At 40.5% G+C, this 26891-nt stretch carries 26 protein-coding genes; 4 read left to right on the forward strand and 22 right to left on the reverse strand.

All coding sequences use genetic code 11. The features are described 5' to 3' along the window. Positions 1-41: 41 nt before the first annotated feature. The 11 genes from BLT94_RS15430 to BLT94_RS15480 form a co-directional block, all read right to left on the reverse strand. Complete coding sequence (locus BLT94_RS15430) at positions 42-1049, reverse strand: ABC transporter substrate-binding protein (RefSeq protein ID WP_092235969.1); 1008 nt, start codon at positions 1047-1049, stop codon at positions 42-44. Next, a complete protein-coding gene (locus tag BLT94_RS15435; protein WP_092235972.1) occupies positions 1046-1813 on the reverse strand; it encodes an ABC transporter permease in 768 nt (255 codons plus the stop codon). Before BLT94_RS15435 ends, BLT94_RS15430 begins: the two co-directional genes overlap by 4 nt. Continuing rightward, complete coding sequence (locus BLT94_RS15440; protein ID WP_092235974.1) at positions 1803-2504, reverse strand: ATP-binding cassette domain-containing protein; 702 nt, start codon at positions 2502-2504, stop codon at positions 1803-1805. The genes BLT94_RS15435 and BLT94_RS15440 overlap by 11 nt, the downstream gene beginning before the upstream one ends. A 175-nt stretch (positions 2505-2679) precedes the next feature. Then, positions 2680-3072, reverse strand: a complete 393-nt coding sequence (locus tag BLT94_RS15445; RefSeq protein ID WP_092235977.1) for a pyridoxamine 5'-phosphate oxidase family protein — start codon at positions 3070-3072, stop codon at positions 2680-2682. 190 nt (positions 3073-3262) lie between these two features. After that, a complete protein-coding gene (locus BLT94_RS15450) occupies positions 3263-4033 on the reverse strand; it encodes a nucleotidyltransferase domain-containing protein (RefSeq protein ID WP_175530372.1) in 771 nt (256 codons plus the stop codon). Positions 4034-4137: 104 nt separating this feature from the next. Then, the gene (gene msrB / locus BLT94_RS15455; RefSeq protein WP_092235982.1) at positions 4138-5319 is read right to left on the reverse strand and encodes a peptide-methionine (R)-S-oxide reductase MsrB; all 1182 of its coding nucleotides are present in this window, start codon (positions 5317-5319) and stop codon (positions 4138-4140) included. 414 nt (positions 5320-5733) lie between these two features. Beyond that, on the reverse strand, positions 5734-6000 hold the full coding sequence (gene minE / locus BLT94_RS15460) for a cell division topological specificity factor MinE (protein ID WP_092235986.1): 267 nt from the start codon (positions 5998-6000) through the stop codon (positions 5734-5736). A 10-nt stretch (positions 6001-6010) separates the two neighbouring features. Then, positions 6011-6811, reverse strand: coding sequence for a septum site-determining protein MinD (gene minD, locus BLT94_RS15465; protein WP_092235989.1), 801 nt, complete (start codon positions 6809-6811; stop codon positions 6011-6013). A 26-nt stretch (positions 6812-6837) separates the two neighbouring features. After that, positions 6838-7527 (reverse strand): septum site-determining protein MinC, encoded by a 690-nt coding sequence (locus BLT94_RS15470; RefSeq protein WP_092235992.1) that lies wholly within the window; start codon positions 7525-7527, stop codon positions 6838-6840. A 153-nt stretch (positions 7528-7680) separates the two neighbouring features. Next, positions 7681-8826, reverse strand: a complete 1146-nt coding sequence (locus BLT94_RS15475) for a hybrid sensor histidine kinase/response regulator (protein WP_092235994.1) — start codon at positions 8824-8826, stop codon at positions 7681-7683. 194 nt (positions 8827-9020) lie between these two features. Next, positions 9021-9671, reverse strand: coding sequence for a response regulator (locus BLT94_RS15480; RefSeq protein ID WP_092235997.1), 651 nt, complete (start codon positions 9669-9671; stop codon positions 9021-9023). Positions 9672-10148: 477 nt separating this feature from the next. Here BLT94_RS15480 and aroF point away from each other — a divergent pair, with 477 nt between their 5' ends. Both aroF and aroB read left to right on the forward strand, forming a co-directional pair. Further along, a complete protein-coding gene (aroF, locus tag BLT94_RS15485; protein WP_041279660.1) occupies positions 10149-11159 on the forward strand; it encodes a 3-deoxy-7-phosphoheptulonate synthase in 1011 nt (336 codons plus the stop codon). Then, positions 11159-12196, forward strand: coding sequence for a 3-dehydroquinate synthase (gene aroB / locus BLT94_RS15490; protein WP_092236000.1), 1038 nt, complete (start codon positions 11159-11161; stop codon positions 12194-12196). The genes aroF and aroB overlap by 1 nt, the downstream gene beginning before the upstream one ends. 85 nt (positions 12197-12281) lie before the next feature. Here the strand turns inward: aroB and tsaA are convergent, their stop codons facing one another. The 7 genes from tsaA to BLT94_RS22545 all read right to left on the reverse strand — a co-directional run bounded on the left by tsaA (position 12282) and on the right by BLT94_RS22545 (position 20446). After that, entirely contained in the window at positions 12282-12821 is a 540-nt protein-coding gene (gene tsaA / locus BLT94_RS15495) for a tRNA (N6-threonylcarbamoyladenosine(37)-N6)-methyltransferase TrmO (RefSeq protein WP_092236004.1), read from the reverse strand. 167 nt (positions 12822-12988) lie between these two features. Next, positions 12989-14914 (reverse strand): ABC transporter ATP-binding protein, encoded by a 1926-nt coding sequence (locus BLT94_RS15500; protein ID WP_092236007.1) that lies wholly within the window; start codon positions 14912-14914, stop codon positions 12989-12991. A 4-nt stretch (positions 14915-14918) separates the two neighbouring features. Next, positions 14919-15761 carry an ABC transporter permease gene (locus BLT94_RS15505; RefSeq protein WP_014959239.1) on the reverse strand — a complete coding sequence of 281 codons (843 nt, stop codon included), beginning with the start codon at positions 15759-15761 and terminating at the stop codon, positions 14919-14921. Further along, positions 15754-16710, reverse strand: coding sequence for an ABC transporter permease (locus BLT94_RS15510; RefSeq protein WP_092236011.1), 957 nt, complete (start codon positions 16708-16710; stop codon positions 15754-15756). Before BLT94_RS15510 ends, BLT94_RS15505 begins: the two co-directional genes overlap by 8 nt. After that, positions 16711-18336: an ABC transporter substrate-binding protein gene (locus BLT94_RS15515; RefSeq protein ID WP_092236014.1), complete on the reverse strand. Its 1626-nt coding sequence runs from the start codon at positions 18334-18336 to the stop codon at positions 16711-16713. A 314-nt stretch (positions 18337-18650) separates the two neighbouring features. Then, on the reverse strand, positions 18651-19595 hold the full coding sequence (locus BLT94_RS15520) for a GGDEF domain-containing protein (protein ID WP_175530373.1): 945 nt from the start codon (positions 19593-19595) through the stop codon (positions 18651-18653). Between the two features lie 458 nt (positions 19596-20053). Further along, positions 20054-20446 carry a DnaJ domain-containing protein gene (locus BLT94_RS22545; protein ID WP_092236020.1) on the reverse strand — a complete coding sequence of 131 codons (393 nt, stop codon included), beginning with the start codon at positions 20444-20446 and terminating at the stop codon, positions 20054-20056. Between the two features lie 490 nt (positions 20447-20936). On the opposite strand from BLT94_RS22545, the gene BLT94_RS15530 reads away from it, so the two are divergent. Next, complete coding sequence (locus BLT94_RS15530) at positions 20937-21851, forward strand: HD-GYP domain-containing protein (protein ID WP_092236022.1); 915 nt, start codon at positions 20937-20939, stop codon at positions 21849-21851. A gap of 64 nt (positions 21852-21915) precedes the next feature. On the opposite strand, the gene BLT94_RS15535 is transcribed toward BLT94_RS15530, so the two are convergent. From BLT94_RS15535 to BLT94_RS15550, 4 genes are all read right to left on the reverse strand, one after another. Beyond that, on the reverse strand, positions 21916-23199 hold the full coding sequence (locus tag BLT94_RS15535) for a citrate synthase (RefSeq protein ID WP_092236024.1): 1284 nt from the start codon (positions 23197-23199) through the stop codon (positions 21916-21918). 84 nt (positions 23200-23283) lie between these two features. Next, positions 23284-23532, reverse strand: coding sequence for an FmdB family zinc ribbon protein (locus BLT94_RS15540; protein WP_092236027.1), 249 nt, complete (start codon positions 23530-23532; stop codon positions 23284-23286). A 61-nt stretch (positions 23533-23593) separates the two neighbouring features. Then, positions 23594-25300: a DNA repair protein RecN gene (gene recN / locus BLT94_RS15545; protein WP_092236030.1), complete on the reverse strand. Its 1707-nt coding sequence runs from the start codon at positions 25298-25300 to the stop codon at positions 23594-23596. Positions 25301-25380: 80 nt separating this feature from the next. Then, positions 25381-25563, reverse strand: a complete 183-nt coding sequence (locus BLT94_RS15550; RefSeq protein ID WP_041279659.1) for a hypothetical protein — start codon at positions 25561-25563, stop codon at positions 25381-25383. Between the two features lie 172 nt (positions 25564-25735). On the opposite strand from BLT94_RS15550, the gene BLT94_RS15555 reads away from it, so the two are divergent. Continuing rightward, positions 25736-26890 carry a TraB/GumN family protein gene (locus BLT94_RS15555; protein WP_092236185.1) on the forward strand — a complete coding sequence of 385 codons (1155 nt, stop codon included), beginning with the start codon at positions 25736-25738 and terminating at the stop codon, positions 26888-26890. Position 26891: the final 1 nt, after the last annotated feature.

Raw genomic sequence — 26891 nt, forward strand, 5'->3', positions numbered from 1 at the left:
TGTTCAGATCATCATAAGAGATGATTCATTATCATTACTCACTAATTAAATTTTTTAAATTCAACTGGTTTGCGAATGTTTTGGATCAGACGAGTTGCAATATTGACCTTGTTTTTTATCTGTTTTTCTTTGAACATGATATGCTCGGTCTGCTTCCAGGCATTGATATCAATGGTGCCTATTTTGATTGATACGGATGGTTTGATCAGGGTTCTTGTGGCGACAAGCTGCTGTTGCCTGATTTCATCATTGGTTCCCTGATCCAGTTTTTTGATCTCTTGGAGAACTGAGGCTTCGTTTGCCGGATTCATGGCGGCTTCCCAGCCTTTGAGCAAAGCTTCTAAAAATTTTTCAACCATTTCGGGCCTGTTTTTCAGCATCGTTTCCGAGGTAATCACGGAATTGGCCACAAAATTTACACCAAAATCAGCTGGATTGAAAAAATAAACGGTTTCTCCCTCTTTGTCCAGCTTATCTTTGAGTATGACTCCCTGGGAATTTCTGTATACCGGCCAGACATCCACTTTTTGCCTGAAAAAGGGGGTAAAGTCAAACCTGACCCCTGTAATGGTGACATCTTTTTTTGTAATGCCCGCCCTGGCAAAAACGGTATTCATAATGGTTTCATCATTTCCGCCAAACGTGATGCCGATATTGCGTCCTTTAAGATCCTCAAGTGTTTTGATTTCAGGTTGGTCCGCCCTGTAAATCCATTGCATGGGATTGACCTGGAAAATTTGTGCGATAACGACGATTTTAGCCCCCTTGTCAATGGCACGAATCACTTGGTCTGCGGACGCCACGCCAAAATCGGCATGTCCCAGTTCCAATTCGTTAATGGCGTTTTTTTCAGGACTTCCCTCCTTGACCTTGACGGTTAAACCGGCATCAGCAAAATAGCCTTTGGCATCAGCATAAATGTCCCCTGCAACACTGGCGTTAAACAGCCATTTAAGCCTGTAATTCAATTTGATTTGCTTTGCATGTACGGATGTTGCAGAGATCAGAAACAATAAAAGCACCAGTACTATGAAATGGCTTTTTTTCATAAGACCTCTCCTTTTTTTGAAATAGACCATTTGGTTTTAATTTGTTCTCCCATTGTTTCCAACATTCCCTGGTATATGGATATAATTATGCCGATCATAAATAACGCGATCAGAATTTTAGCCAGATCGCTTTGATACAGAGCAATCTTGATACTGTACCCGATCCCGGCATTGGCAGCAATGAATTCCGCCACAATGGTTCCGGCCATGGCAAGGGTTGCGCTTCCCGATATAACGGTCGTCAGCTTGCTTAAATTTTCAAATGCTCTTATTTTTACCTCAAGCTGCCACCTCATCCGGCCTGTGACAATATAAAAATGTTCAATATCTTCTACCGGGGTTGCCATGATACCCAGCACGGATAAAAGAAGTGGAAAATAGCAGATCATGGACGCAATCAAAAGCCTTGGAAGAAATCCATCCCCCAGAAGAATGAAAATAATTGGGGCCAGGGCAACAATTGGATATGCCTGTATATTATAGGCCGTCACCTTAATAAAAGAACCGATCCAGGATGACTTCCGGCCGGCAATCCCCACGGTAAAGGCCATGATAATCGACATGCACTGGCCCAGCACGGTTACTGACAAGGTGTTCATAACGTCAAAAAAATAGGTTTTAATTACATGGCCTGCTGTTTCAATGATTAACGGAACACCCGGGATCACATAATCGGACAATGATAATACCATCTTTATCATCAATAAAAAAGCAATGCCAATAGCATATACGATCAAAAACTGATAAATTCGTCTAAAAAGCATTCATAATCTCCAGCATGGTGAGATCCAGCTTTTTTTTGTCCAGTTGATAGTCGGCTCTGTAATCCTGCCCGTTTACCATAAAACAGCCCTTGTTTTCTGATTGTTTTCCGAAAACAAGAATCTGGTTGCAAAACTTTGATACCTCCATGAGGTTGTGGGAAATATATAAAAACATTTTATCGGCAAATAATTCTTTGATAGCAAGGATGATTGATTCCCTCAATTTTTCATCAACATTGGCAAGGCTTTCATCCAGAATCAGAAGATCAAATTTTTGTAACAGGTATCGAATGAGATTGATACGGTTCTGCTGACCCATGGAAAGCTGGGAAAATCTTGAGCCCAGCACATCATTTAATTCAAAAATATTGATTAATTGTTTTTTTAATGCCTCTTTTCCTGGCGGTGTTACCTTGTTCAGATGATTGCCCGTACTCGACCATCCCGGAAGCCTTTCCAGGTTATATGAATAAAGAATAGTATCCATGTTGTTGATCAAGAGATCACCGCCACATCGAATATTTCTCCCATTAATATTGGCAATTATTTTTGCCAAAGATGTTTTCCCAACCCCGGATGGTCCGAACAAAGCATTGAATCCCGGGTTTTCCATGGAAAAAGAAAGGTTCTTAATGACGGCAATCTCACTGCCGGGGTAGGTAAAATTCAGACTGTTACATTCAAGACGCATTCATAACTCCAGGATATTATCTGATCAACATTCTCTTTTTCTTATCGAGTTTTTCCTTAAAAATCAATGTCCTGAGTCATTAATATGAGATAAAACTCATGATAACCGGTCATCATATTTGCATCAATGGTACTTTTTAACATTCTGTAGAACCCGTAAGAGGCAGTTGGCTAAACTATGCAAGTTTTCTGCCTGCACCCGGTCCGGGGGAGACACCGAATATTTCATCTATTTTAATAATTAAAACACCCTTGCAGGTATGTCCCTTTTCTTTAATCCATGCACATGTCTTTTCAAAACGAGGACCTTCCGTTTCTATGGTTGTCGTGCCCTTGATCTGGTAGCCTTCCTTTCCTTCCCAGAAAGTGACGGCTACCTTGGGATTTGCTTTTATGTTTTCAAGTGTTTTGTTAAAATACTGATTTGAGATGAGCAAAGTTTCGTTGTCAATTACTTTTTTTGCCCCAACAGGAACACTGTTTGGAATGCCATCCGTTGTTGCAGTTGAAAGAGAAGCAATGGGAACCTGTTCAAACAAGTTTTTGATTTTTTCCGTCATTTCCGCCATTATGATACCTCCTTTTTTTAATGAAAAATTATATTTTCCAATTTTCAATTCTTTTATTGTACAAAACCGGACATCATGTAGAATTAAATTATGTCCGACCGGAAAGGATTGAAAATTCAGATCAATCCGTATCAGTATCTGGCCTGTGTGTAAAGAAAATTTGGAGAAATCGTCTGAATTGATGTAGGCATCAAGTCATGGAAGGCCCATTGCTTTTTTGATTATCATCCAAGCATGTATCTTTAACATGCTCAATGAAATCGCTTGTGCTTTGGAGAACAGCAGCACTTTTCAGATCTGCCTCATCACCTGTCTTTTCAGGACAATAGGTGTTTAATTTTCTCAAAAATTCGTTATATTTCATCAAGCCTGGTTCGAATTTTTTGATACTGTGAAAAAGTTGAACCAAATCAGTATCCCTTGGCGGATGAATATCATGTCTGACAAAAAGGCCTTTTGTCGCCCGTATCGCGGCAAATTTTGCAAAATCCCTGCACCTGAACATATGATTCGTCTTGAGCGATGCTTCAGCCAGGGTCAAATATTCATGGGCTTTTTGAAGGTATTCGGTTTTAATCACCTTCTGCTTTCTTGTGATATATGAATCTGTTGTCGGAAATTGTTGCAAAATATCGGTTTTTTCGAACAGTATTTGTCCTTCATTCATTGCCGGGAAAACAAGGGTTCCGGGGATATCAAATTGATGAATAAACTCGTTAACCTTTTTAACGATAATATGTTTGTTGGTTGTGATATGGTTCAGAGATTCGGATATCTTGTTTCTCACTTCTTTTGAATCTTGAACCGTTTCCATAATCACTAAAAGGTCTATATCACTGAACTCATCGGCATCACCACGCCCTAGAGATCCGAATAATATGACGGCTTCAGGATCATAGGCATCCAGAATAGCGTCTTTTAACTTAATGGCAAGCTGCATTTGATTGTTTCTCAGGAACATGATCACCAGTACCATAACAATCAGTCAAAAACAAGGACTGAAACTTGGAAAGGTGCCTTTCCCATAGCATAGAAGACACCTTTCGTATCAAAAGTCTTTATTTGTCAAAACATTTCCATGTATTTGCCATATCCTTGAGTTTCAAGTTCGTTCTTGGGGATAAATCTCAATGCCGCAGAGTTAATGCAATATCGCATGCCCGTGGGTTGGGGACCGTCATCAAACAGATGTCCCAGGTGGGAATCCGCATATCTGCTTCTCACCTCTGTCCGGACCGTGAACAGGCTTTTATCTGTCTTCTCAATAACATGATCCGGCTCAAGAACTTTTGTAAAGCTTGGCCACCCAGTACCTGATTTGAATTTGTCTTTGGAACTGAACAGAGGTTCTCCTGAAACAATATCCACATAAATCCCATCTTTGGTGTTGTCCCAGTATTCATTGTTAAAAGGCTGTTCTGTTCCGTTATTCTGAGTGACCTTGTACTGCAGAGGTGTAAGTTTTCTTTTGATCTCCGGATCTTCCGGTTTTGACCAGGGTGACAGGTTCACTGTGTTTTTCTTCTCCGGCAGATTTTTCTTTTTGTCCATTTTATCCATATTCTTATCCTTCCATACTTTGTCTAAAAACTGATCCCTGCCGGACCCCCAGCGGTAATATTTATACCGATATGAATTTTTCTTATAATAATCCTGGTGGTATGCTTCAGCTTCATAAAATTTTTCAAATTTTGTAATGGGGGTGACAACAGGCGTATCAAAAATCTTTGATTCTTCCAATGCCTGCTTGGAAGCCATTGCCTTTCTTTTTTGAGTCTCGGTATGGTAAAAAATTTCCGACCGGTACTGTGACCCCCTGTCCACAAACTGCCCGCCCGGATCTGTCGGGTTGATATGCCGCCAGAACACATCCAAAAGTTCATCATAGGTCACAACATCGGGGTCATAATAAACCTGTATCGCCTCGGCATGACCGGTGTTGCCTCCGGACACTTCCTTGTAGGTCGGGTTTGTTTCTTGCCCGCCGGTATATCCGGAAATTACTTGATTAACTCCTTTGAGTTTCTCAAAATCAGATTCCGTACACCAGAAACATCCTCCGGCAAAGGTGGCAATTGCAAGCTTTTCCATATTTTTTTTTATTTCGTTTTTGTCTGATATCATCATATTCTCCGAGACTTGTTTTGTTTTATTTTTTACGGCAGTCTGTTTGTCGGCAAAAAGATACTCTCCGAAAATCAAAATAACTGTCATAACCATCAGAAACAGGATCATTTTTTGTTTCATGTTGCATCTCCTTTTTTTTAAGATTGCTTAGGATCTCAAATGAAATAATTTGAAATCCTTGACGGTTCATTAAATTAACGATGCTGAAATTCACCGATTAATTATTAAAATAATCACGAATTGATCATAAAACAAAAAAAGATTGGGTGTCTTAAATAGAGAGGGTACTTGGAAGAAAAAAAAGAAAGAACCAAAACAAGGCTGCAAGCTCATTTTGGTGCTTTTTTATATGAAAGTCTTTAAAAATCCAAACAGTGACTTGCATGTTTTGTTGTGGGCAAATCTGAGCTAAAGAGCAAGTCTGCCCGTGGCAGTTATATGAAAGAACTTTTAAGTAGTTGAAATCAAATGTCTTTCACGTTTTGTTGTGAAAGCTCAACCTGCCATGGCCGTTAGTTAAATTTAAGATCTAACTTATACGGTTTTTCGTTTTATATGAAGAATGGGTGTGTTAAAGACCAGTGCTGACACCTCTTCACCCCTTTTGACCTTGAGTTCAAGAGAGCTTGTATCAATCTCAAAATAATTTGAAATCACTTCGACAATATCCCTTTGAAGATTGGTTAATGTTGTATCGTCTATCTCAAGCTTGTCATATATTAAGGAGAATTGAAGTCTTTTTTTTGCAGCATCTTTACTTGGTTTCTGACTGGCAAATTTTTTTAATAATCCGCTGAACATTCATATCTCCTTATTTTTTAAACCCAAAGGTTTTGCTGAGTTTGCCCCACATGCTGGTTTTATGATTCGGAACTTCTATGGGCAAATCTGCTTCACCATTGAGTCGTCTGGCAATCCGTTTAAATGCCTGGCCTGCTGTTGATTCATTTTGTAAAACAAGAGGGGTTCCTGTATTGGAAGAAATCAATACAAGCTCATCCATGGGGACAAGCCCTGCAAGATCAATGGAAAGAACGTCAAGAACATCTTCATGACTTAGCATTTCACCCTTTGCCACCCGGCTGGGTTCAATCCTGTTCACGATCAGTTTCGGGGTTAACGACCTTGAATATAAAATTCCGATAACGCGATCCGCATCCCTGACAGCAGATACATCAGGGGTGCATATAACAAGGGCCTCATTGGCACCCACAATTGAATTTTCAAATCCCTTTTCAATACCGGCCGGTGAATCCATGATCACATAATCAAACTCTTTTCTGAGCTGATTTGCCACCCGTTCCACACCTGAAGTCGTTAGCACATCTTTGTTGTCACTTTGTGATGCCGGAATAAGGAAAAGATTTTCTATCCGTCTATCCCTGATGGCAGCCTGGCTTATTTTGCATTTCCCCTGGACAACATCAACAATATTAAATACGATCCTGTTTTCCAGGCCCATAACAACATCAAGGTTTCTTAAGCCGATATCCATATCAACAATTGCCACTCGTTTGCCTTCAAGGGCAAGGGCGGCACCAATAGAAGAAGTGGCGGTTGTTTTTCCAACACCGCCTTTTCCGGATGTTATGACGATTACTTTACCTTCCAATTCACACCTCTATTCTTAAGTTTTTCTTAAATGGCTTCCGGCCAAGGCAATTTCCGGAAAGGATTTGCCTCCATATAATCCTTTACAACGATACAACGATCTTCAACACAGGCATATTCCGGCTTTGCACTGTCTTTTTTATTGATTCCCGGAGCGAAAAATCCCGCGATTTCAATCTGGTTTGGATTGAAATCAAGTGCAAAAATAATGGCGGTTTCATCATTAGGGCAGCCGGCCTGAACTTTTCCTGCCAGCCTGCCAAGGACAATCACATCTCCTCCGGCAATAATTTCCGATCCTGGATTCACATCTCCTGCTATCACAATATGCTTTTTTGATTCAACTTTCTGACCGGACCTAACCCGTCCCCTGAGCATTAACACGTCGCTTTTATGATGATTCCAGCCCTTTGAAAGATCCCTTTGACGGATTCGTTCTGTTGGAATGGATCTCTTTTCAGATGGTTTAGATACTCTTGCGACCTCAAATGTATTTATCAAATATGATTTGATATTCTCTATCAAATCATCGTGTCCCCTGGCATCTTTAATGTCAATTATAACACTTGAGTTTATGATCAGGTGCCTTAAATTTTTAAATAATTTGTCTATTTCCGATTTAAGCACATTTTCAGGTTGAGACGGGTCAAGCGTTATCCAGAAACCATCCCCAACCCCTTTTAATCTTACCGGCGCAGAATTATCAAAATTAATCATTAGTGCATCTTTAGCAAAAGCTTGTATTTATTCAAATAAGTTCCAAGGACTATAAAAAATCACAAGTTAAGTGTCAAGGATTGAATACACGTCAGTATTCCTGAAGTCTTCAGATTCCTTTGACAATATTTTTCTGCAGGCAGTTTGACAAATTTACAATTCCAAAACATCTCTTACTTTATGAGAAAAATCGACCACGCTGTAAGGTTTCAGAATATATCCCTTGCATCCCTGTCTGAGCATCTCCTGGGCCTTTTCATCAATGGAATACCCGGTTGAAAGCAGTACCTTTATTTCAGGATTTTGTTTCTTGAGCTCAATGAATGTCTCAAGTCCATTCATTTCCGGCATAATCATATCAAGAATAACAAGATTTATTTCATCTTTTCTTTTTCTGTAGATGTTTAATGCCTCTTTTCCGGAAGCAGTCGTTATAACACTATACCCAAGCACCTTACAGATTTCCCGTCCAACCGTCAGAATTCGTTCCTCGTCATCTACCAGAAGAACCAATCCATTGCCCATAATCAATTTTTCATCTTCTGACGGGATATCTATGTTATCCGGTTTTTCTTTTAAGGGTAAAATAACAGAAAAAGAAGATCCTGTATTTGGAGAACTCCATACATCAATGACCCCATTATGATTTTGAACAATTTCTTTGGCAAAAGTTAGCCCCAAGCCCTTTTTATCAGGATAACGTTCAGGGTCTAGAGAATAAAAAGAGGTGAAAATATTCTCCAGCACATCTTTTTCCATACCTATCCCTGTATCTGCAATGGTAATTTTAACAAAAAATCCGCTGTTCAGCCCGTAAGAATCTGCGTTTCCATTTACAATAGCTGCAGATTCCGTTACAAGGGAAAGCTTTCCCTCTTTGGGCATGGCAAGCAGGGCATTATCAATAATTGCCATCAGTACCTGGGTAATTTTATCAGGATCAGCATCAACGATCAGAGGTTTTGGGTTTAGATCCACATCCAGAATAATTCTTTTACGCCTGAAATCAAGGCTTTCAACTACGTTTCGAACCAGCCGGTTTATATCAATAGGCCGCAGGTAATACTCATTGGCTTTGGCAAAGCCAAGCAGCTGGTTTGTCATTTCAGAGCCTTTATCAATGCACTTGATGATTTCCGTGACATGTTTATACATAGGATCAGAGGATTTCATGCTGTTTATCATCAGTGATGCCCTGCCTTTAATTGCGGTCAATAGGTTGTTAAAATCATGAGCGATTCCTCCGGCAAGGGTTTTTACCACATCCGGATCCTCATTGTTTAATCGTATATGTTCCATTTTACCCACCTCACCCCTAAACCAAATTAATATTCATCATAATATATTAAAATATCAAAGGTATTACAATCATGGAAAATTTTTATTTTTTTAAACATTTTTTTCTGTTATGACAATCTTTAAAAATCCAAACAGTGATTTTTATGTTTTGTTGTTGTCAAATCAAGGTGAGGTACCAGGTCTGCCGGTGGCAGTTACTCTAGAAAAATAATTCCCTCTTTGATTGCAAATTTTGTAAGCCCTGCAACATTGAAAATACCAAGTTTTTTCATGATATTTCTGCGATGGGTCTCTACGGTTTTGATGCTGAGGCCAAGTTTTTCAGCGATTGCCCGGTTTCTTTGTCCCTCTGCAACCAGTTGAAGGACTTCGCGTTCTTTTTTTGATATTTTGTTGAATTTCGAATGGTTACTGATGCCATTAGGCATTTTTCCCTTTTTATCGACATATAATCTGCCAATGGAAGGGGTTAAGTAAAATTTGTCATTTTTAACTTCCTGTATTGCATCATACAATTCATCAAATGCAGATTCTTTCAGGATATACCCGGATGCACCGGATGCAAACATTTTATCTATGCTCTGTTTGTTGGAATGCATGGAAAGCGCAATTACCTTGGTATTTGGAATTTTCTGCCGTATGATTTCCGTTGCTTCCACACCATTGAGCCTTGGCATGGAAATATCCATAATAACAACATCGGGTTGAAACCGGATTGCCAAATCACAGGCTTCACGCCCATTTTTTGCTGTCGCAACAACAATTATCCCTTTTTTTTCAAGAAGGTTTTTCAATCCTTCCAGAAGTATGGCATGATCATCTGCAATAATTACTCGTGTTTTCATATCTATTAAGAAAAAAAAATATTACTTTGAATAATGGACATGGCAGATCAATCTGCCACAACAAAAAAATGAAAGAAGTATGATGTCAACGAAATTAGAAATTCTTTCATATAAACGATTAAAGATTACCGTGATAGCTGTGGAAAAGCAAACACTAAGTTATAAGTTTCAAATGTTTTTATTGACAAACGTCATTTATTATCTATAATCAGTTCTATTATGATGTTCTTATGTACAGAAACAAACACAAACAAACAACATGCCGATAGAAAAGCTGCGGCAGGTTACCCGCTTTGGCGATGGTGGCGCATAACTTTCTGCGGCAGCGGTCTGAAATAAAAATTAGACACTAAAATTTAAAAAGGCTGCAGTCAAACATTGCAGCCTTTTTTTTGTTTTTTGGGCTGTAAAAAATCTGCAGCCTTTTTTATTGCTCAAACGATTGAATACTGATACAAAATCAAACGGAGGAAAACAATGTTAGTAGTGATGGAAAAAGGCACAACTGAAGAAAAAATTCAAGCTGCAGTAAACGCAATTGAAAAAAGAGGTTACACAGCCCGGCCCATACCCGGAGGAGACAGGGTATCCATTGGAATTCTGCACAACAAGGGTTCTGTTGATGCCGCTCATTTTCTGGGGCTTGACGGTGTAAAGGAGGTTATTCCGGTGACAAAACCGTATAAACTCGTCAGCCGGGAATTTCAACAGGAAAATACCCACGTTAAAGTTGGTGATGCTGTTTTCGGCAATGGGAGCTTACCCGTCATTGCCGGTCCCTGTGCTGTTGAAAGCGAAAAACAGGTTATGTCCATTGCAAAATCCGTTAAAGATGCCGGGGCAAAAATATTTCGAGGCGGTGCATTTAAGCCGAGGACTTCTCCATATTCTTTCCAGGGGCTTGGGAAACAAGGCCTCAAACTTTTGGCAAAAGTACGGGAAGAAACAGGATTGCCTGTTGTAACGGAAGTTATGGATGTTGAGAATTTTGATGTTGTTGAAGAATATGCCGATATTGTCCAGATCGGCACCAGGAATATGCAGAATTTCAGCCTTTTAAGGCGTGCTGGAAAATCCTACAGACCTGTGATTTTAAAAAGAGGGATGTCTGCCATGCTTCAGGAGTGGTTGATGGCTGCTGAATATATTATGGAAGAGGGCAATAACAATGTTATTTTGTGTGAAAGAGGGGTAAGAACCTTTGTGAGACACAGCAGAAATACGCTGGATCTTTCCGTTGTGCCTGCCGCAAAAAAAGAAAGCCATCTTCCCATCATTGTCGATCCCAGCCATGCAGCCGGTGTCAGGGATCAGGTTGTAGCCCTTTCCTATGCCTCGGCAGCTCTGGGTGCGGACGGCGTGATGATTGAGGTTCACAATAACCCGGATGAGGCCTTGAGTGATGGAGCCCAGTCTTTATACCCGGATCAGTTTTTTGATCTCATGAAAAAAATGAATGCGATTCATGCAATTGTTGGGGAAAAATAATGGAAACCTTCCATGTTAACGGTCAATCAAAACGTTCTTCCATATATGTGGGAGAACGTCTTAAAAATCTGGAAAACTATTTGCCGTCCAGTCAGGTTGTCATTGTCACGGACGAGAACCTGAAAAAATATTATCAAAAAGATTTTCCGGATGTTCCCGTTATCACCATCGGGACAGGAGAAAAAATTAAAACCCTTGCAACCATTGAAACCATATTAAAAGAGCTGATCCATTATTCTTGTGACCGCTCAAGCTTTATTGTGGGAATCGGCGGCGGCATTGTCTGTGATATTACGGGGTTTGCAGCCTCTACTTTTCTTCGTGGAGTCGACTTCGGGTTTGTCTCCACATCTCTTCTTTCCCAGGTGGATGCCAGTGTGGGGGGCAAAAATGGTGTCAACCTGGAGTCCTATAAAAATATGGTGGGGGTTTTCAACCAGCCTGAATTCGTCATTTGTGACATTGAGCTTTTAAATACCCTTCCTGAAAAAGAAATTTCAAACGGTCTTGCTGAAATCGTCAAGCATGCACTGATTTGCGATGCCAATCTGTTTGATTTTATTGAATCAAACAAACAACAAGCTTTGAATCTTGATTATGATACGATTTTCCGGCTTGTTGCAGATTCCGTAAGCATCAAATCCCAAGTGGTCCAGCAGGATGAAAAAGAGTCCGGAGAAAGACGCAAACTCAATTTCGGCCACACCATTGGCCATGCAATTGAAAAAATTGAAAAAGCCGGTCATGGAAGAGCAGTGGCAATGGGGATGGTGGCGGCAGCCGAATTTTCACAGGCCAGGCAATTGATTTCCCGGGGCGATGTTTTACGAATCCAATCGCTTTTAAATGATCTTAACCTTCCCACAACATTAAATTACAATGCACAAGAGATTGTCAGCGCTGCCGGTAAAGATAAAAAAAAACAGGGCACTGACCTTTTTTATGTTTTTCTTGAACAGATTGGAAAAGCACGGGTTGACAAGATCAGCTTTAATGAAATGAATGAATTTATACGGTCTTTTTTTAGAGGTTTTTAATCTTTTTTGCGGGCAAACCGGTTGTGGGCAAACCAAGGTGTGGACTTTAAAAAGAAAAGATACAAGGTCTGCCCGTGGCGGTTATTCAGCAATTGTTTTCAATTTCTTCTGTTTCAAGCTCTTCTGTCAAGTCCTGCATCCAGCCTGAAACAGTGACATCTTCCGGGCTGTAATAGTGACTCACATAAGGTTTAATATCAATTACAGGACTGCCGTCAACCGCCTCAAACCCTTTTACTTCCAGCACATTGTCTTTCCGTGATAATAACTTAACGGCTGTCACAAGGATAGGGTTGGGTCTTGCCGGGCTGCAGGTGGCATAAATCCCCTTTTGGGGCAGATCTTTTCTGCCCATGGGATGAACTTTTAAAAGTTCGCGGCTCTTTTCAGGCACCAAATGAGGCCAGTAAAGCACAAGAATATGGGAAAATTCCTCAATACCCTCCAGGATTTCTTCAAATTTTTTGTCAATTATAATTTGTGAAATATGCTCTTTTAACTCCCTGTGCTGTTGTTTCATCTCTTCTTTAGCTTTTGCCGGGTTTATATCTTTATGGTCAGCTTTTAAACTAGGTGCTTTGATTGAACTTTTGACAATTCCCGTGGGTTTTAAAATAATTTCCATTATTTTCTCCTTGTACCTTTTTATTGTTTTTTTTATATGAAAGTCTTAAAAAATTCCAACAGTGACTTTCATGTTTTGTTGTGGGCAAATCTGAGCGAAAGACCAGGTCTGCCATGGCAGTTATGCACAATTTTTTTTTCTTATGCTGATTCAATCACGATCCTTGATCAATTTATACAACCATGAACAAAGGGTTCCAATTTTTTTTCAAATTGATGACAGCTTACAAACCCTTTGCCATTGATTGTTTTTAACGGCATTGTTTTAAAACACTGAGGCTGTGCCAAAGCGCATCTGGATATAAAAGGACAGATGTGTTCTTTTGAATTTTCAACGCGGCTTTCAGAATTTGTTGGCTGATATTCTTCACCGTCTTCAAGCAAAAGACGGGTATAGGGATGACAGGGGGAATTAAATATCTGTTTTGCCGGACCTTGTTCCATCATATGGCCTGACAACATCACCCCAACCCGGTCTCCGATTTTTTTTGCAAGACCGATATTATGGGTAATAAACAGCAGGGTCAGTCCCAGTTGCGTCTGCAAGTCAAGCAGCATCTTTAAAACTTTTGCCTGAACACTGGGATCAAGTGCGCTTGTGGGTTCATCAGCAACAAGAAATAGCGGTTCGTTAACAATTGCCCTTGCAATGCAGACCCTTTGAACCGCTCCCATGTTAAGCTCATGAGGGTATCTCAACAAAAAATCGGAAGCCGTGGAAACCTGGGCTCTTTTCAATGCTCTGACCACCATTTCATTGACCCGGTCTTTTTCAATTTTGGCAATTCTTAAGGGTTCAGCCACAATATCAAAAACATTGAGCCTGTGACTCACTGATTCCATTGGGGACTGGTAAACAACACCGGTAATTTGTGAAATTGATTTTCCTTTTATGTCTTCCGGATTAAAGTCAAAACTGCCTGTATCGGGTTTGATTGCACCGGATGCAATCATTGCCAATGTCGTTTTACCTGAACCTGTCTCTCCCACCAGGCAGAACAACTCTCCTGCGTATAGATCCAGATCAAGGGAAGCTAAGGCGGTTTTTTTGTGATATTTTTTTGAAACCCCTTTAAAACGGATCATCCGGGTGATGCCGCCCCGGACACATCTGATTTTTTGTGATTCGGTTTGAACGATTTCAATGCTATTGTAACACCGGTCAATCACCTGGGTACATCTTGGCCTGAAAATACAGCCTGATACCGGCACATGACCGTCATCATGGAAGCTGTCCGTCTGAATATGGTTGTGATTGCCGTCTCCCTGCTTATGGCAATGGGTATACCTGTAAAATGCCGTGCCCCGTATACCGCCAAGATCACGTGTGGTATCCAGGGTTGGAAAAGAACGTACCAGGGCATGGGTGTAGGGGTGGCCCGGATTTTCAATGATTTTTTCACAAGTTTCTTCCATTACCTGCCCAAGATAGAGGACAATGGTTTTATCGGCCAGATCCTGAGCCAGGCCAAGATCATGGGTAATCAGCAGAATAGCCTTTCCTGATGCGGCTTCCTCTTGGATGATGGTTTTGACAAAGGATTTTGTGACGCTGTCCAGTGAGGCTGTGGGTTCGTCAAGAATCAATATTTTGGGATCAAGAATCAATGCCATTGCCATCAATGCACGTTGAATCTGACCACCGCTCAACTGGTGTGCATAGCGGTCATGAAGGGGGGCTGCAAGACCCATGCGGTTTAACATTGCGCTTGCTTTTTGCCTGGCCTCTTTTTTCTTTGTTCCTCTGCTCACAAGTGGTTCTGCCACCTGATCAATCACACGGATCACCGGATTGAAATTAGCTCCGCCGTTTTGAAACACCATGGCAATGGTGTTGTGGCGCAATGCATTCAAACTTTCATTATCCAGGCCGGTCAGCATTTGTGTGCCAAGCCATATCCGGCCGTTTTGTTCGGCATTTTCCGGCAACAGCCCCATACAGGCAAGACCAAGGGTGGTTTTTCCGGAACCAGATTCTCCCACCAGAGCGGTGATTTGTCCTTTTTCAACTTTAAAGTCAACGCCGTTCAAAGCTGAAAGAACATGGTCATGGTCTGTGTATGAAACAAACAGATTGTTTATCCTTAAATTCATGGTGTTACCCCATTGTGTTTTGGATACGCGGATCAAAGGCTTTTTCCATTGAAATCGCCATAAACGTAACCGACATGATCATGATTGATAAAAAAGCAACCGGCGGTGCAAACCAGTTCCACCAGATATCCATATAATAGTACTTGAGTGCGTAACTGATCATCATTCCAAGGGATTTTCTGGATGGATCAAACAATCCCAGAAAAGCCAGCGTTGCCTCCATAAACATGGCCATTCTCATTTTTCCTGCAAAACCGATAAGATACAAAGGAAACAATTCCGGAACCAGGTGGTTTTTTATGATATAAAAAGCACCTGCCCCCATCTGGGAGGCTGCCTGAACATGAAGGCTTTTTCTGAGTGTCAATCCCTGTGCCCTAAAACTTCTGGCAAGGGTTGGCCATGACATAAAGGATAGAACCAATGCAAGAACAAAAGGAGGCGGACGAAACAGTGCCGCAATAAAGATAAGAATCATAATTGATGGAATGGAGAGCAGAATATCACAAACCCGCATGATCACCTGATCAACTATCCCTTGATACCAGGCGGCAAAAAGCCCTGCAAAAATTGCAATAAAAAGAGTTGTGCCTCCGCAAAGCAATCCAAACCCAAGGGAATTTCCCACGGCAAAAACAAGTTCTGAAAAAATATCCTGGCCCCCGTCATTTATACCCAGAAGATGTTCCCATGACGGCGGTGAAAGCGGTGTAAAAGAGATGTCATCCGGTGAAAAAGGCGTAAGGCAACGGCCGACAGCCAGGGTGACCACAACAAATCCCAACAAAAAAAATCCGGTAATAAACAAGGGATCACGAATTGTTTCTTTTAGACCGTTTTTATGCATCTTTTATCCTTGGATCAATGATTGGGTAAACAAATTCAAGCAGCAGATTGATCATCAACACCCCCATTGACGAATACAGCACAATGGCCCGGATCAAAGGCAGATCCCGTGTACCAATGGCAGTGAAAAGAAGGGTGCCGATTCCCGGATAAGAGTGAATCGTTTCCACCACAAGGGCGCCTGTTATCATAAAAGCCATTCTCAGGCCTATTCTGGTGACAAGCGGAAGGATGGCATTTCGTGCAGCATGGTGATATCTAATCCTGATATTGGGCAGGCCTTTTGATTTTGCCGTCAGAATATACTTTTCTCCCAGCACCATTATCATGGTGTTTCTGACCAGAAGCGCAGTTCCGGGGATATAGGCAATCACAAGGGTTAAAAGGGGGAGTGCCAGATGGTAAAGAATATCGGTCAGTCTTTCACCCATGGTAAAATCTGAATAGGCAACCTGGGCACCTGATGACGGAAACCATTGCAGGTGAAGGGCAAAAACAGCCAGCAAAATCACACCGGTTGCAATTTCAGGAAATCCCTCCAGCACAGTCATTGATCCCACGGTATTTTTTTCAAACCGGCTGCCTTTTCGCCAGGCTGTTTCAACACCGATGATAAATCCTGTCACCAGGGAAATGACATTGGCACCGCCCAAAAGAAGAATGGTCCAGGGCAGAGATTCTTTGATTAATGTCCAGATGGGGGCCAAAAACGCATGGGAATAGCCCAAGTCAAGCGTTATAACCCGGAACAGATAAGTTTTGAAATCTTCATTATCAGAATAAAATTCTTTTAGCTGAGTCTCCTGCTGCTGGGTTAAAATCACATTGGAACACGAATACATGGCTGTAACAAAATCTCCGGGAAGGCATTTGGGGAGTGCATAGCTCAAGTAGATTAAAATCAAAAGAGCTGTTGTGTATGCAATAACAGTTAAGCTTTTTTGTTTCATCTATCTGACCAATGACATTTTGTTTTGAGAAATGGGAATTCCTTTTGAAATGCCGCCTTTTGTGTAAAACCAGTCAATTTTGGCAGACGGATCAAATGCACTGTAAGTATCCGGGCAGTACAGAGGGATTGCCGGTAAAAGCTGTGCGTGCAGTTCCTGGATTTGAAATACCACGGCCTTTCTTTTTTCCGGGTCCATTGTTTCCATCTGCTGTTCCATCAGGCTGTTCAGCCGGGTGTCTGTATCAAACCTGGCACTGTTAACAGATCCTGCCCCATATTTTGATCCTATCATTTCATTCAACACTTTGGGATCACCCATGATTCCACCGTGCCCGGAAACAGCCAGCATGAAATCCCAGTTTTTGATCTTTGAGTCAACTGTGGTTTGTTCCATATGGATCAATTGTGTTTTAATGCCTTCGTCATCAAGCTGTTTTTTTATAATCTCTCCATCCCGGTCATTGGCAGTGCCGCCTGCCACCGTGATATTGGAGGAAAGCAGTTCAATGGTTAAAATCGCTCCGTCTTTTTCATAGTATCCATGATCATTCTTTTTATACCCGAGGGATTTTATCAAATCGTGTCCCTTTGACGGGTTAAAAGGATATTTAGCTGTATCAGGGTTATACATATCATGATCCATGGACAAAAGTCCGCAGGAAGCAATCTTGCCAAATCCCCTGTGCGCCTTGTCGATGATTTCCTGGCGGTTGATCATAAAAGCCAGGGCCTGCCTGAATTTTACGTTATTGAAAGGAGCTGTGGTATGATTGATCATCAGCTTTTTATTCCATCCGTATTGATTTGCAAGAATGGTAAAGCCTTTTTGTTTCAAAAAGGTCGCCATATCCGGCTGGATAGCTGACAGGGATGCCTGACGGGTTGAAAGGGCCATAATGGGATTGCCTGTTTTGATATAGATCAGTTTATGAACCTTTGGCTTTCCCAGATAATAGGTATCAAAGGATTCATACAAATATGTCTTGTTTGCCCGGTCATAATCTTTAAACCGGTAAGGCCCGGAACCGATATAGGCCAGGGGTTCATCAAAGGCCTTGGGATTTTTAATGTCTTTCCAGATATGTCTGGGCAATATGGGCATTGTTCCGCCGATATCCGAAAGAAACGGTGCATAGCCTTTTTTAAGCAAAACAGCCACAGTATGTTTTTTTAGCAGTTTTGCACCGGCAATGCGGCTTAAGTCAATCCAGCGGTAGGGATGCTTTTTCATATAGTCAATGGTAAAAACAACATCTTCACCTGTGACCGGCTGCCCGTCGTGCCACCTGGCTTGTTTGTTCAGTTCAAACACATATGACATTGATTTTTTATCGAATTTCCAGGAATTTGCCAGTGCGGGAATATAGTTGTCTTTGTCTTTCCACACAAGGGTGTCAAACACCCAGCTCATACGAATATAGCCCGGCCCCCTTGGATAATGCCTGTAGGGATTTGGGTATCCCCAGTCTCCTTTGGCGTCGGCGATTCGGATTTCTTTGATCTGATCTTGAGCATAAACAATTGAATCGGATAAAAGAACTATGGAACCGGATAAGAGAATAATGAAAAAAAGAACTGAGAACACATATGTCACACATAAAAATTCATATTTTTTATTGACCATTTTGCCCACCTCATTATTATGAAAGCGATTGCCAATCCAAGCATTAACTTTCAATATTTGTTTTGAACAAACCCAGGAAAAATGCCGGGTCTGTTATTGGCAGTTATAAAAAACAAAAAACCACAAGGAATTTTCAAGTCTTCTGACTTTGGTTACCTTCGTGGTTTATTTATAAATAATAATTAATTTTTATATTTTAAGCAAAACAGCCTTCGTGGCTTAGTTAGATGTTTCATTAGAATATTTAAAAATGTATGTCAACTTTTATCTTTTGATAAAAATTTCAGTACGGCACAATACAGAAGATGGAAGCGCTACCCTGCTATAACCTGGTTGCGTCCACTGTCTTTGGCTTTATACAACCTGTTGTCAGATCTTTTGATAAGAGAGTTGATCGAATCATCGGGCTTGAACTGGGCAATGCCAAAACTTGCAGTTATCTGATCAATGGATGCGTGGGATTTGTTTTGTATTTGAATTCTCAGCCGTTCTGCCAATGTTTTGCAAACTACAATATCTGTTTCCGGGGTCAAGATTAAAAATTCTTCACCACCCCAGCGTCCTGCAACATCTGTTTCACGTATGTTATCCAATAAGGTTTTTGATATGCTGATCAAAACTTGATCCCCCAAATCATGGCCATAGTTGTCGTTAACGGATTTGAACTTGTCTATATCCATAAGGATCACGGAAAAAGGGGTGCCGTGCCGCTCACTGTGAACAACTTTTTTTTTCAATTTATCTTCCAGATAGCGGCGATTAAACAGTTTTGTCAGAGGATCTGTGGTGGATAACATTTGAAGTGTATTGTTTTTTTCTTCCAGTTCGCGGGTTCTTGCTTTTACTATGGTATCAAGATATAGGTTAAGGCGTTCTACTTCATCTATTGCATCAATAAAATTACTTGTTAGTCTGTAGGCCATGGTTAGAAGCAATATCATAAAAGCAAATTCACTCATATAGATGGAATTTGTCAAACCCAGAGCAGAAAAAATGTCATATCCTCCGGCCAAAAGCAGGATGCTGAAAACAATTGGCATGGGTTTAAGTACCGTGCCGTAACGGTTGTGATAATACCTCAAAATAATGACAAACAGAAAAATAGTTTCAGCAAAACCCAACAACATAAACAATTCAAACAATATCCCCGGAGAAAATTCATATGCTGTGAATTTTGCTGTTCCGAATAACTCAAATTCTTTTATATAGGCTTTATCAGCAGATAATGTCAGGTCACTTGTGGTAAAACTTGCAATCAAAAAGATACTAAATAATGCAGTGCTTAAAATGTTTATAAATTGGGAAAATGGTTTTTCGCAATAATAGTAGAAAAACCACAGTTGCAAAATCAATATAAGGGATATCGATCCATAAGCAAATTGAACGCAAATCAGGGCACGTTCGACAGTTTCAGAAGAATACCATTGGCCCTGGGCCACAAAATAAAGAACATGGGTGAAACAAAAAAAGGAAAACAAACTGTTTAATCCGTAGGTTCTTCTCCTTAAAAAAAATATAAAATGATACAGGCCTGCATAAAAACACACCGCAGCCATTAAATAAAGAGAAAATGCCATCACAGATACCACGAAAAATCCATTAGTTTATCACAATAGTTTAACCCTTTTTCAAATAAAACAGTGTTGAAGTATTTGATATGAGGACGACATGCTTTTACAATCTCCCTATGAATATGAATTACCTGCCGTTTGAATTATTATTCAGGTATGACACCTGGTGTTGCCGGTCTTCTTTTGCTGTACCTGGAGCGCTTCTGGAAAAGAGCATCTATACCGCTGCATTTCCCCATGCCCATACCCCGGCCCATGCATCGTCCCATGCCACGTCCCTGGCCACGTCCCTGGCGGTTTACCATGCTGCCAAATCCATTAAAATCAGTGCTTCCTGTCTGGTCATAAAGCTGCCGTTTTTGATTGTCTTTTAAAACAGCATAGGCTTCACTGATTACTTTGAATTTTTCTTCCGCATTTTCTTCCGTATTAACATCCGGGTGAAATTCCATGGCAAGTTTTTTATAGGCTTTTTTGATATCATTCTCTGTAGCGTTTCTGTCGATTTTCAACAGGCTGTAGTAATCTTTTGAATTCATTGCTTTTACTCCAATCATATTAAATCAACCCCAATACTTATCAGTGTTGAAATTTTCAATGATAGGGCAGGGCTTTGCTGTTTGTCAATAGAGGTATGATAAAAACTAATAACACTTTTAATTTTACTTCCCGTAATCAAAAAATCATGGGATATTTGTAAACCTGAAAAGTCCGCACGACAGCACTCTAAGTTTACCTTTTACTGTTATGGGTGGGTTTTTTAGTTGGCAATTTCGACTTTACAAAAATTTCAAAAAAGAGTATTTACGATAGCTGCTATAGGCATATTTGGTCTTTCATTTAAGATTTGTCCATAACAAAGATCGAAAGTATCTGTGTGAATTTTTAAGACTTTCATCTAAAATCATTTATATGAAACTAAACCCAACATACTGTAATGATAGGGTTTTTATTTTTTTTTGTTGTGGCAGCTAAATCTGCCATGCATGTTTATATGGAACAATATTTGTAGAAAAATTTTTAAATAATATGCCTGCTTTAATACCGATTAAAAAATCACATATAAGATACTATAATAAATTTCCTTTATATTATATTTCAAAAAATGGCGAAGCTCTTCTTTATAAAAAAGCAGATAAGAAACTGGATAAAGAGCTGCTTGAAAGAAACCAGTACCCACAATTTTTTATCCAAAAGGAAGATGAAGTTGCTGTTGTTGAAAAACTGCAAGGGGTCTTAAATATAAAATTAGCAAGCACCATATCTTCAAAAGGGCTGCATGCAATAAAAAAAACTCTTTGTGAAATTGTTGAAGAAGCACTGTCAGGCCCGTTGGAAAACACTTTAGCATCCTTGCCTGAGACCATAGAAATTTTGTTTTATGGCGCAAAAAAAAAATCGGATTTATTAGAAGCATTAATCACTATAAAAAATAAAAGTTCTAAAATCGTTGAGCATTCTGTTAATGTTTTAGCTCTTACTGCGCAATATTGTTTTTTTAAGAAATATCCTGAAGAACAAATTAAAACGTTTTGTCTTTGCGCATTGTTGCACGATGTCGGCACTTCCAAAATTGATAAAAAAATCATAGAAACAAAAGAAAAGCTTACAGATAAAGAGTATTCAATTTATAAGATGCATACAATTAAAGGTTGCAGGGAGGTAGGATTATATCCGACATTTGATAAATCCGTGGGCATAACCGCTCTTGAACACCATGAACGATTAGACGGCAGCGGATATCCGCATGGAACAAAACAGATATCCTTTGAAGCTCAACTGATTGGTTTGATTGACAGCTATGAGGCCTTAAAATATCAGGATAAAACGTTTAGAAAAGCGTTAGAACCATACGATGCATTACAAATCATCAAAAAGGATGTTGTTGCGGGAAAATACAATAAAGCCATATTTATTGATTTGTGTTCATGTCTGATTAAATGATTTTTCCGCAACGTTTTTTGCTAAAATTATTAGGGCAACCCGTATTGTTTTGCTATTTTATAACCTACTCCCGGTCATCAATGGGTATATAATCCCTTTCCTGCTGGCCGGTATAGATCTGGCGGGGTCTTGATATTTTCATTTCAGGATCGGACACATCCTCTTTCCATTGGGCGATCCATCCCGGCAAACGACCGATGGCAAACATCACGGTGAACATATTAGTAGGAATTCCCATGGCCCGCAATACAATGCCGGAATAAAAATCCACATTGGGGTAGAGATTTTTTTCTTTAAAATATGAGTCCTTTAATGCGGCTTCCTCAAGCCTCTGGGCAATGTCCAGCAGAGGATCTTTTCGTTTTATCTTTGAAAGAATAATATCCCCCATTTTTTTCATGATCTTTGCTCTTGGGTCATAGGTTTTATAGACTCTGTGTCCGAATCCCATCAGCCGGAAAGGATCTTTTTTGTCTTTTGCCTTTGCAATACAATCTTTGACCGTCAACCCTTTTTTATGAATATCTTCAAGCATATTGACCACTGCCTGGTTTGCCCCTCCGTGCAAAGGACCCCAAAGCGCTGAAATTCCGGCTGAAATCGTAGAGTAAATATTGACTTTTCCGCTGCCCACAACCCTTACAGCCGTAGTGGAACAATTTTGTTCATGGTCGGCATGAAGGATCCAGAACACGTTCAAGGCCCTGACCAGGTCATCATCCACATGATAGGGAACCACCACATTATCAAACATCATGTTTAAAAAATTGGCGCAATAACACAGGTCAGGTCTGGGATAAACCACTCGTTCCCCCAATGAAATCCTGTAGGCCATGGCCGCCATTGTCCTGATTTTGGAGATCAGGCGAAGATATGTCTTGTTCATCTCTTCTTCAAGGTCAATCAGTTCAGGGTAAAAACTTCTCATGGCATTTACCATGGCTGACAAGATACCCATGGGATGTGCTTTGGGCGGATAATTCTGATAAAACGCCTTCATATTTTCGTGCAGGGGTGAAAAATCATTCAAATAAACGCTGGTCCTGGTTAATTCCTCACGGGTGGGAAGCTGACCTGTGATCAAGAGAAATGCTGTTTCCACAAATGTTGAATTTTCCGCCAGTTGCTCAATGGGAATGCCACGATATCTTAAAATGCCCTTTTCCCCATCCATATAGGTAATGGCACTTCTGCATGTCCCGGTGTTTCCAAATCCAGGATCAAATGTAATGTATCCGGTTTCCTGCCTAAGGCTTCTGATATCAATAGCCTTTTCTCCTTCTGAACCTTCAACCACCGGAAGCATCAGTTCTTTTCCGTCAATAACAAGTTTGGCAACTTTTTGCATCAACAACTCCTTTGCCTTATGCGGCAGCTTGACATTAAATTTTAAATAGGGAAAAATCAGGGGGTGTTAAACGAATCATGAAAATTATCTTGATTCACCTGGAACGGTATAGGTTTTACAAGATCCTGAGGAACATTGCCTTTCCTGGGTTTGAACCCCTTTGGATTGTCCTGCGGATGGACTTGCCATGGCAAAATTGGTTTTGGATATAACTCTTTCAAACTCTTCTGATTCGCATTTAGGACAATTTATTATATCATTATCATTTGAACCCATTACAATGACTTCAAAGAATTCTTCACATTTTGAACATTTAAATTCATATATCGGCATCACAACTCCTTTATTTCAGATTTTCAATGATTTTTTAAGCTAACCATATTATGATTATTTGTCAAGATGATGCCTGTTCAAGAAGCTCTTTGGCATGGCTAAGGGTTGCACCTGTAATATCCGTTCCACCGATCATCCTGGCGATCTCTTCTATCCTTGCCTGGCCCTGTTCTAATGGAACAATTGTAGTAAAGGTCCGTCCATCGATAACATTCTTGGATATCCGGAACTGGTTTTCAGCATATTTTGCAATCTGTGCCAAATGGGTGATGCAGATCAATTGATGTTTTTTTGATAATTGGTTTAATTTAAGGCCGACTTTTTCAGAGGTTGCTCCGCCAATACCGGCATCCACCTCGTCAAAAATCAATGTTTCAAGGGATCTGGTCTTTGATAAAACAGCTTTTAATGCCAGGACAATCCTTGACAGTTCACCGCCTGAAGCAATTTTCACCAGAGGCTTTAATGCTTCCCCCGGATTCGGACTGAGCAAAAACCGCACGTTATCCATGCCGTCCGATCCTATTTTTTTTTGATCAGGAGTTGAAATATCGTCTGAATTCGTTGCGATTTGATGGGAAAAACAAACTTCAAATTTTGCGTTTCCCATTTCAAGGGCATCCAATTCTTTTCCGGCAAGCCGGGATAATGTTTTGGCACCGGCTTTCCTTAAGATGGATAATTGTTCTGCTTTTTGACTGATATGTTTTAAAATTTCATTAACGTCTTTTTCAAGCGTTTCAATCTGTTCTGCTGTTCCGGTTGTTTGAGAGAGCCTGTTTTGCATGCCTTCATACGCAGAAAACAGATCTTCAAGGCTTGGGCCATATTTTCTTTTCAGCTTGGAAATCAGGTCCAGCCTTTGATCTGTCATCTCAAGAGAGGCCGGATCAAGATCAATGGTAAAAGAAAATTCCCTTAATTCATCGGCAATATCCTGCAAATCAAATATGGTTCCAGATAACTTTTGAACTGTTTTTCCAAGTGTGTCTTCTGTTTCCCCCAGTTTTTCCATATTGTTTTTTAAAAATGATAATTTCTCGATAAGAGAGCCTTCCCTGTCATGAATTTCATGTATGGAGCGATTGACCGCCTCAAATATTTTTGACGCATTTAAAAGGGTTTGGCGTTTTTTTTCAAGATCTTCATCTTCGTTGGGAAGAATATCGGCAGCACTGATTTCATTTGTCTGGAACTCTAAAAAGTCCTGTTCTTTTCTTTTTTCATCCAGGCTTTGAGTAAGTTCTCGGATCTTTTTTTTCAAAGGGACAATTGTTTGATACAGTCTTTTGACTTCATTTTTCAGGTGTGCCGTATCTGCGAATTCATCCAGGATTTCCAGATGGTTTTCTTCTTTTAAAAGCCCTTGATGGGCATGCTGGCTTGAAATACCGGCAAGGTCCCGGGTGACCTTTTTTAAAAGATCCAGGGTTGACTGTCTTGAGTTGATGAACACACGGCTTTTGCCTGAAGACGAGATTACCCTGCGAACGATCAGACCTTCGGAACCGTCAATGTCCTGGTTCTTTAAAAGCTTTGCGGTTTTTGACTGCTCTTCAATGTCAAAAAAGGCTTCCAGTTCCGCATTGTCACAGCCTGCCCTGACCAGATCGGCTGATGCCCGTGAACCCAGCAGCAGGTTGACCGCCTCAATGATAATGGACTTTCCCGCCCCGGTTTCACCGGTCAATACGGAAAATCCATCCTTAAATGAAATCTGTACATCATCAATGATCGCAAAGTTTTTTATGGCCAGTGCGCTCAGCATAAAGCCTCCGTGCAGATAAAAAAATAGTTTTCTGGATCAAGTCCTGTTTTATCCCGGATTTTAGTCTTGGAAAATTATCTTCAGTCTTGTTTGTCATTGGAAGGGACAGTCGTATTGACATTTTTCTTGACCGTTTCATTGACCGTCGTATAAATATCTTTAAATGATTCATGGATATTTGAGGGAGACAGTCTTCCCATTTCAATGAATTTGACGATAATCTCTTTTGTTGTTCTCAGTATTTGTTCGTCTATTGATTTCATAATGTTTTGAATATCAAAACTATTTATTAAGGTCAAGAATTTGGATGAATTTGTATTGCCATGAAAAATATAATGGTTATAATACGAGTCCCATTAAATTGAGTTGAAAGGTTGAATAAAATTCATGGAAAAGTCTTCGAACAAATTGCCTGAACCTGATAAAGACGATAAAATGATAACCCGTATTTCCTGCAATGGACAAGAAATTATTTTAATCGGCACCGCCCATGTGTCAAAACAGAGCGCACAGCTTGTTCAAGATACCATCCATGAACAAAATCCGGATACGGTCTGTGTGGAACTTTGCCGGACAAGGCTTGCAGCTCTCAAGGATGCGGACAGGTGGAAAAACATGGACATTGTCAAGGTCATTAAAGAGAAAAAAGCTTTGCTGTTGTTCATGAATCTTCTTCTGGCTTCTTTTCAGAAAAAAATGGCGGATAAATTTGATATCAAGCCTGGCCAGGAAATGATAAATGCCATTGCGGCAGCAGAAAAAATCAATGCCCTTATAGTTCCGGCCGACCGGGAAATCCAGATCACCCTTTCCAGGGTATGGAGAGGCATGGGGGTGTGGGAAAAACTAAAATTGATGGCCTCTCTTGTGTTCTCCTTTGGTGCCTCTGATGATATCGAGGAAGAAGATATTGAAAAAATGAAGCAGGAAGATATCCTGCAAACCCTTTTGGCAGATGTAAAAAAGACCCACCCGATTATTGAAAAAACCCTGATCAATGAACGTGACCGGTTTCTGGCGGAAAAAATCAGGTCTGCGCCGGGTGAAAAAATCGTGGCCGTTGTCGGGGCTGCTCATGCCCCTGGAATAAAAAAATACCTGGCGCTAAATGATGTCATAGATCTTGATGAACTAAACAGTGTTCCCCCGGCAGGCAAGGCCGGAAAAATCTTAAAATGGCTTATTCCATCGTTGATTTTATTGCTGTTTGCAACAGGGTTTCTTATGGAAGGGAAATCTGCAGGATCGGATATGATCTGGATCTGGATCATTGCCAATGGTATTTTTGCAGGTCTTGGCGCATTGTTGGCACTGGCTCATCCTTTGACCATTATCTCGTCAATTATTGCAGCCCCGTTAACCTCTTTAAATCCCATGATTGCTGCCGGCTGGGTGTCCGGGCTTGTGGAAGCTTTTTCAAGAAAGCCTAAAGTCAAGGATCTTGAAGACATTCCAAATGATATCGGGTCCATAAAAGGCTTTTGGCGTAACAATGTGACCCGGATACTTCTGGTGGTTGTTTTCACCAACCTGGGGTCGTCCATCGGAACCATGACAGCCTTGCCTTTGATGCTGAAACTGATCAATTGAT

Source organism: Desulfobacula phenolica (genome assembly GCF_900105645.1).
Taxonomy (GTDB): Bacteria; Desulfobacterota; Desulfobacteria; order Desulfobacterales; family Desulfobacteraceae; genus Desulfobacula; species Desulfobacula toluolica.

Bases quoted from the DNA above. Each gene is read 5' to 3' on its own strand.
- BLT94_RS15430 (WP_092235969.1), bottom strand. From the start codon at position 1,049: ATGAAAAAAAGCCATTTCATAGTACTGGTGCTTTTATTGTTTCTGATC.
- BLT94_RS15435 (WP_092235972.1), bottom strand. From the start codon at position 1,813: ATGCTTTTTAGACGAATTTATCAGTTTTTGATCGTATATGCTATTGGC.
- BLT94_RS15440 (WP_092235974.1), bottom strand. From the start codon at position 2,504: ATGCGTCTTGAATGTAACAGTCTGAATTTTACCTACCCCGGCAGTGAG.
- BLT94_RS15445 (WP_092235977.1), bottom strand. From the start codon at position 3,072: ATGGCGGAAATGACGGAAAAAATCAAAAACTTGTTTGAACAGGTTCCC.
- BLT94_RS15450 (WP_175530372.1), bottom strand. From the start codon at position 4,033: ATGTTCCTGAGAAACAATCAAATGCAGCTTGCCATTAAGTTAAAAGAC.
- msrB (WP_092235982.1), bottom strand. From the start codon at position 5,319: ATGAAACAAAAAATGATCCTGTTTCTGATGGTTATGACAGTTATTTTG.
- minE (WP_092235986.1), bottom strand. From the start codon at position 6,000: ATGTTCAGCGGATTATTAAAAAAATTTGCCAGTCAGAAACCAAGTAAA.
- BLT94_RS15470 (WP_092235992.1), bottom strand. From the start codon at position 7,527: ATGATTAATTTTGATAATTCTGCGCCGGTAAGATTAAAAGGGGTTGGG.
- BLT94_RS15475 (WP_092235994.1), bottom strand. From the start codon at position 8,826: ATGGAACATATACGATTAAACAATGAGGATCCGGATGTGGTAAAAACC.
- BLT94_RS15480 (WP_092235997.1), bottom strand. From the start codon at position 9,671: ATGAAAACACGAGTAATTATTGCAGATGATCATGCCATACTTCTGGAA.
- aroF (WP_041279660.1), top strand. From the start codon at position 10,149: ATGTTAGTAGTGATGGAAAAAGGCACAACTGAAGAAAAAATTCAAGCT.
- aroB (WP_092236000.1), top strand. From the start codon at position 11,159: ATGGAAACCTTCCATGTTAACGGTCAATCAAAACGTTCTTCCATATAT.
- tsaA (WP_092236004.1), bottom strand. From the start codon at position 12,821: ATGGAAATTATTTTAAAACCCACGGGAATTGTCAAAAGTTCAATCAAA.
- BLT94_RS15500 (WP_092236007.1), bottom strand. From the start codon at position 14,914: ATGAATTTAAGGATAAACAATCTGTTTGTTTCATACACAGACCATGAC.
- BLT94_RS15505 (WP_014959239.1), bottom strand. From the start codon at position 15,761: ATGCATAAAAACGGTCTAAAAGAAACAATTCGTGATCCCTTGTTTATT.
- BLT94_RS15510 (WP_092236011.1), bottom strand. From the start codon at position 16,710: ATGAAACAAAAAAGCTTAACTGTTATTGCATACACAACAGCTCTTTTG.
- BLT94_RS15515 (WP_092236014.1), bottom strand. From the start codon at position 18,336: ATGGTCAATAAAAAATATGAATTTTTATGTGTGACATATGTGTTCTCA.
- BLT94_RS22545 (WP_092236020.1), bottom strand. From the start codon at position 20,446: ATGAATTCAAAAGATTACTACAGCCTGTTGAAAATCGACAGAAACGCT.
- BLT94_RS15530 (WP_092236022.1), top strand. From the start codon at position 20,937: ATGCCTGCTTTAATACCGATTAAAAAATCACATATAAGATACTATAAT.
- BLT94_RS15535 (WP_092236024.1), bottom strand. From the start codon at position 23,199: ATGCAAAAAGTTGCCAAACTTGTTATTGACGGAAAAGAACTGATGCTT.
- BLT94_RS15540 (WP_092236027.1), bottom strand. From the start codon at position 23,532: ATGCCGATATATGAATTTAAATGTTCAAAATGTGAAGAATTCTTTGAA.
- recN (WP_092236030.1), bottom strand. From the start codon at position 25,300: ATGCTGAGCGCACTGGCCATAAAAAACTTTGCGATCATTGATGATGTA.
- BLT94_RS15550 (WP_041279659.1), bottom strand. From the start codon at position 25,563: ATGAAATCAATAGACGAACAAATACTGAGAACAACAAAAGAGATTATC.
- BLT94_RS15555 (WP_092236185.1), top strand. From the start codon at position 25,736: ATGATAACCCGTATTTCCTGCAATGGACAAGAAATTATTTTAATCGGC.